This window comes from Mucilaginibacter sp. P4_E8 (assembly GCF_056401495.1).
In genome coordinates, this window is sequence record NZ_JBFUJG010000214.1 from 1 (window position 1) to 5,912 (window position 5,912).

General features: G+C 37.4%; 3 protein-coding genes. All 3 read right to left on the reverse strand.

Going from position 1 to position 5,912, the window contains the following annotated elements; genetic code table 11:
* Positions 1–122 precede the first annotated feature (122 nt).
* A complete protein-coding gene (locus AC1DRQ_RS28885) occupies positions 123–491 on the reverse strand; it encodes a hypothetical protein (RefSeq protein ID WP_477429199.1) in 369 nt (122 codons plus the stop codon).
* A gap of 1 nt (position 492) precedes the next feature.
* Positions 493–2,931, reverse strand: coding sequence for a penicillin acylase family protein (locus AC1DRQ_RS28890; RefSeq protein WP_477429201.1), 2,439 nt, complete (start codon positions 2,929–2,931; stop codon positions 493–495).
* A gap of 298 nt (positions 2,932–3,229) precedes the next feature.
* Positions 3,230–5,686 (reverse strand): TonB-dependent receptor domain-containing protein, encoded by a 2,457-nt coding sequence (locus AC1DRQ_RS28895; RefSeq protein WP_477429203.1) that lies wholly within the window; start codon positions 5,684–5,686, stop codon positions 3,230–3,232.
* Between the last annotated feature and the right edge of the window lie 226 nt (positions 5,687–5,912).

Consider the following 5,912-nt stretch of genomic DNA (forward strand, 5'->3'; position numbering starts at 1 on the left):
GTTCATACATGGGGATTTTAAGATAAAAATTAAGTTTGTTTGAATTGGCACTTTGTTAATCATATGGCGGAGAGGGAGACTGGCCGTACGAATAATGAAATAGCTGTATATAAGTAACACTATTACTTTTCGAGCTGATCGCTATCATTAAAATATTTATCGAAAATGAAATTTTTAATCAAATAACCTGATAAAGCGCTTAGAGCACTCAATAAACCTCCTATGAAAACTGCGATGACTACCAGAAATGACCAGTGAGGCAAAAAAAACATCTCTGCCATCTTTTGCAGCAAAATCACATTTCCTTTGATGATCTTTAAAACCGGAATCGTAAGCCAAATTAGTGAATTGGATATAAATGCCGACCAAAACGAATGTTTGGATGATTTTCCGAAATAAGCACCTGCCAGTAACGCGAAGGGACATATAATCCACCACACATTGATGAACAGTGAGCCTACCCCAAGTGCCAAAATTATTAAGAATAGCATATCATTTAATTAATAAAGTTTTATAGATAATGTTAGGATAGTCATTCTTTGATTTTAAGAAGATCAGTTTTCTTAACTGACCAGACTTCCAACTTGCAAAAAAGTTATCATAATATTTACTGCCAGGATTACCTGATTCGCCACCTGGAAACACACCATAGCCATGAACTTCAGGGCCAAGCTCAACAACCATTCTCCACGAAGGCCCCGTTCGTTCCGTCAAAGCATCAATTGATGACGCACTACCTCCCGCTGAGAAGGGTCCAATATTAAAAGCTGGAACATTTGCCATGTGTGATAGATATAGTTTTCTAGAAGCACCCCAACACCAATTTTTACCAATTGGCCCATACTCGCTTCTCAGACTATCAATAGTTTCATGGAACGATCTATTAAGAATGTCTCTAGAATTTTCTTTTTGAGGCGTTCGAAGATCGTCAAACCAATGCGATGATGGTTCCTCCAAAAATAGCTTTACCGTTCTATCTCTTGTAGGCCAGCGGAGCCCTAAATTTTTTCTACCAAAGTCATCCCGCCATATATCATCATAGAAAATATTCCACCAAAGGTCAAATATTTTCGCACCAATTGAGTTGGCATTATATTGATGATCCCATGTCTTTAAAAACCCGATGGCATTTTTGTGTCGCTCGAGGTTAACTTCATTTAAATTTGACAGCATTATCGTTAGCACTTGGTCTGATAATACACTATAATTATCGTTTTGTAACTCACGAAACGTATCCGTCGTTGCTAACCTCATACCTTGTAGTTTGCTATTTATTCGATGTGCTCTTTCTGCCGAACCAAACTCCCAGCTTAAATAATAAGGATAAGTACTGTCTGTCGCAGATTGGTTTGCGGAACTAACAAAGCCTCTTAGAGGATTTTTGACAAAGGGGTTTTGTGCTGCGGGAATCCATCCATGCCAATCATTTGCTGGTTCAGATCCATCTAGGACGAATTTTCCCTGATCCCTAAATCTTAACGGATATTTACCGCCGGAAGTGATAGCTATATCATTATTTTGTGAAGCGAAAATAAAATTCTGAGGGGGCGATCCATAATATGTCAACGCCGTTCGATAATCATCAAAATTCATGGCACGATTCAATAAATAAAAAGTTTTGATCTCCTCTGAAGGTTCGTCTGCGGTCCAGTGTAACGCAAAACCTCTTATAACGCTTTCCGGGGCACCACCATCCTTCATATCATTTTCCCGATCCATGATCGGCCCCTGATGGGTATATAAAACAGTGTCAACTATCGATTTTTCACCTCTAATCTTATACTCTTCCAAATGTCTGGAAATCAGATTCCACTTATTCTTATACCAATATTTTGTTTTACTTCGGTCATTAAAGCGAACACTGTACCAATCTACCAAATCAGCTTCAGCATTCGTTAGTCCCCAGGCTACTTTTTGATTAAATCCAATAATAACGCACGGTATTCCAGGAATACTTACGCCGTACACATTTAATTCGTTGGTAACTAATTGAATTTGATACCAAATTGATGGCATACTTAACGACAGATGAGGATCGTTAGCAAGAATTGGAAAACCACTTTTTGTTTTTGTCCCAGCTACGGCCCAGTTATTACTACCAATGCCGGGGATTTTTGATTTAGTAAGGTTACTATCTGATTGTGAAGGTATGTCGGTGTCCGGCTTCATTAAATAAGAATTCTTTGCTTTGCTGCGAAAAGGCCAGCTTGTACCCCTTGGCATAACCGGATCTTCGAGAAACGATGAGTCTGGGAATAACTCTTTCATAACATGATCGCCAAAATGATCAAGTGTATTGCTCATGGCGAAATCATCTGAGCCGCCGGATAAGGTTTCCGCCATCAGTTTAAATACCAAAATAGATTTTACTGGCGTCCAATTATCAGGCGCGTAATTGAATATCTTAAACTCAATGGGATAATCAGTAATTTTGAGTTGATGTACGTAGGCATTCACACCATCAGCGTATGCATTTAAAACAACTTTCATTACGGGATCTTTTTCCATAATTTTCAAAGATTTCTCAGCAGCGACAAGTAATCCTTTATTCCTAAAATAACGATCCTGTTGAAGCGCACGGGGGCCCAGCGCCTCAGCCAGATTACCCGCTGCGGTCCTTGCCTCAAGGTCCATCTGCCACAACCGATCCTTTGCTGTAATATAGCCTTGTGAGAAATATAACTCATAATCGTTAGCTGCAAACACGTGTGGAACAGCGGTGGAATCGTATCTGATCGTTACTGTCTGATGAATGTTCAGCATATCGGTTGAAGTAAGTGAATCAATATCCTTAGCTTCTATATTGTACCAAAAACCAGTTGTTGGACTAAACAGTTTACCAAATGCGGGTGTCCGCCCGATTTTAGAATTTAATATCCAGATCAGCCCAATTAAGATTTCTATTGAAATCAATGCCTTAAATATTTTCATAAATTAACTATAGCTTGATGGAAGGGTTGTGCGCGGGAATTTGTTGGCCGTGCAAAATTTTGCATGAGCCCGCACTCGACAATTGCCGGCCGATTTGTCAAACATCGATTGAATTCAGGAAACGGCGGTCTTGAAGCTTCTTGCAATACAATTTTTACGGTCGTATCAAAAAAGCCCCAAAAATAGTCTTCCAAACGAGGTAAGCGATTAAGTGTTTTCTAAATGAGTGCAGTCGGAATTCAAATTAACGACATCCAAATCCCCATTAAATTTAGAAAACAGTAAATTTCCTGACGGCTTATTGATCATTAATTCTTTGTTTTTCTGAATCAATACTGTTTGTATTCCTTCTTCTATTCGAATTCTTATTACTTCCGAAATTGTAGGTAAAAGATAAATTTATCGCGCGGCTATCAAATATTTGTCTTGAACTAACTGCGGCTTGCGCCACGTTCGTAATGGTTTGGTTTAGTTTTAATGTCCTCAGCACATCTTTAGCATACAGAGATAATGTCCCTTTATCCTTAAGTAATTTTTTATTAATCCCAATATCCAAAAACCCGTATGGATCGATCACGTTTTGTATTTCGACCCTTTTTGACCGATAAAAGGTACTTAGCTGAACAGTCCAGCCATGGTTGAAATTAAATTGATGCCTTAAGGTCACATCATAGGCATATGCATTGGTATCAAGTTTACTTTGGTATAGATTTCCTTTATAACTATCGTTCACAACTTCAGTGAAAAGGTTAATGCTATACCATTTGGTGACCGGAACATTGGCGTTTATGTTAATCCCACTTACAACATACCGGCCAATATTTGCAGGTCGGCTGGTAAAAACATCGCCCGTTCTTTCAGTAGTTTTGTAAAAGAAATCATTAGCGACGGAACGAATGACCTTAAACGAGAAGATATCTTTAAAACGATAAGCTAATTCATAATTATCAGATAAAGATGGTTTCAAATAAGGATTACCGGCACTATAAGTAAACTTGTCAATAAAGAACAAAAAAGGGTTAAGATCTTGATAAAATGGTCGCCGGATTCTTCTTCCATAAGAAAAAACCAATTGATTTATACCTGTAGAATCTAGTTTATAAGAAACAAACAAGGTTGGAAATATATTAGTAAAATTTCTTTTAAATGTTGAATCTCGCGTAACCGCATTACCTAATTGATGGCCATTGGTATTTGTATTTTCCATGCGAAGRCCTGCTTGTATTTCAAACCTTTTGAAACTTTGATTATAGTTAAAATACGCAGAATTTATATTCTCTTTATATAAAATTGCATTGGTCTTAGTGTAATCTGGAATTGATTGTTCATCTATAATGTTAAAATAAAAAGCTTGATTGTCTGTTCTGCTAAAATTCGTTTTTAGACCAGCATCAAATCTACCATGTTTAAAAGGGTGTGTAAAATCCGTTCCGACGGAATAAATATCAATATTCGCAGGCAAATTAGCCAATAATAGTTCCTGGTTTGCAAGCGCATTATTGGGGTCATAAATATCGTTTCGAAACGTCTGATCGTTGGTGGAATGATACCTGAGATAATCAAGGTTAGCTGTTATTGACGTTCCTAGTGTATCAAATTTATGATCAAAATTTAAGTTAATAATGCCATTTTGTTTTTTATTCTTGCTGGTATTGTTAGCTATAATACTGGAGTCAATACCGAAATTCTTATTTAAAATAGAACTTTTGATATCATTTTTATTAGGTATGGTACTGATGATTCCGTTCAATAGCAGACCAAATGTTGTATTTTTTGAAGCTGCATAATCGATGCCCAAACGTAGGTTTGCCGACTTGTTATTGTTGATATTTATGGAATTTGTTAACAATGTCGAATTGATGGAGCCATCAGGATTTTTGTATTTGTAGTCGAAATCAGATGTTTGTTTTTTCTTCGTTGTAGAATAACCTGCGCTACCGAAAATATTCAATTTATTTTCACGATAGTTGAAATTTACAGATTCCGATGTTCTCCCATAAATACCCTGGCCATAGCTCGCGTTTACGCTCCCATTGAATCCTGATTGTTTATTCTTTTTCAGCCTAATTATGATAATCCCCGCATTTCCAGAGGCGTCATATTTAGCGGGTGGATTAGACAGAACTTCCAATTTATCAAGTAAAGAGGCTGGTAAGGATCGCAGATAGTTAGCTAATTCTGTTCCGTTCAAATAGGTGGGCTTATCATCAATGTAGACGGTAGCTCCTGACTTTCCGTTTAGTCGGATATCTCCATCTGGGCTTACAAGCACGCCCGGCGCAATTCCTAAAGCATCCAATGCATTAGAGCCGGCAGTCGCCGGATTTCCAGCAATATTAACGACTACGCGATCGATCCTATTTTCAATGAATGACTTATGTCCTTTAACGGAAACTTCGTTAAGCATTTTACCCACTTGATGGAGAGTAATTGCTGGGAGTACGACATCGCTATGCTGTTCGTCTAACAAAAGCATCTGACTTCGATATTTTTCAAATCCTATAAAGGTTACGGCTATTTCATATTGACCAGAATTAACACCTTCAAAACCGAAACTACCAGAGGCATTAGTTATTGCTGTTTTTACTAAAGAGGAATCTTTAGCTTTAAGTAATAATACAGTCGCTCCGTCTATTGGCCTTTTATCGGTGCTCGTTAATTGCCCCGAAATTTTACCTGCACTGTTTTGAGCAATGGATGAATTCCATACTAGTAACGAAACGATTGTTATTAAAAAAGCTGAAAAAATTTTCATTTGGGTAGGTTTGATTATTTATTATCCGTTATTTCAATATTTTGCGCAATATTATTCCACTCCACATTTGTGATTGATTTATAAGGAGTGAAATTCAAATGAAACTAATAGCCAACTAGCAAGACAATCCCGATAGTCAGTAGCGTTCGAGGGTAATTAAATATAATTTGCCGGTAAGTTACTTTTAAGTATTAACCTTTTCATAAAATGTGCCATTGTACTGAGG

Excerpts from the sequence above, each read along its gene's own strand:
- AC1DRQ_RS28885 (WP_477429199.1), bottom strand. The coding sequence starts at position 491 with ATGCTATTCTTAATAATTTTGGCACTTGGGGTAGGCTCACTGTTCATC.
- AC1DRQ_RS28890 (WP_477429201.1), bottom strand. The coding sequence starts at position 2,931 with ATGAAAATATTTAAGGCATTGATTTCAATAGAAATCTTAATTGGGCTG.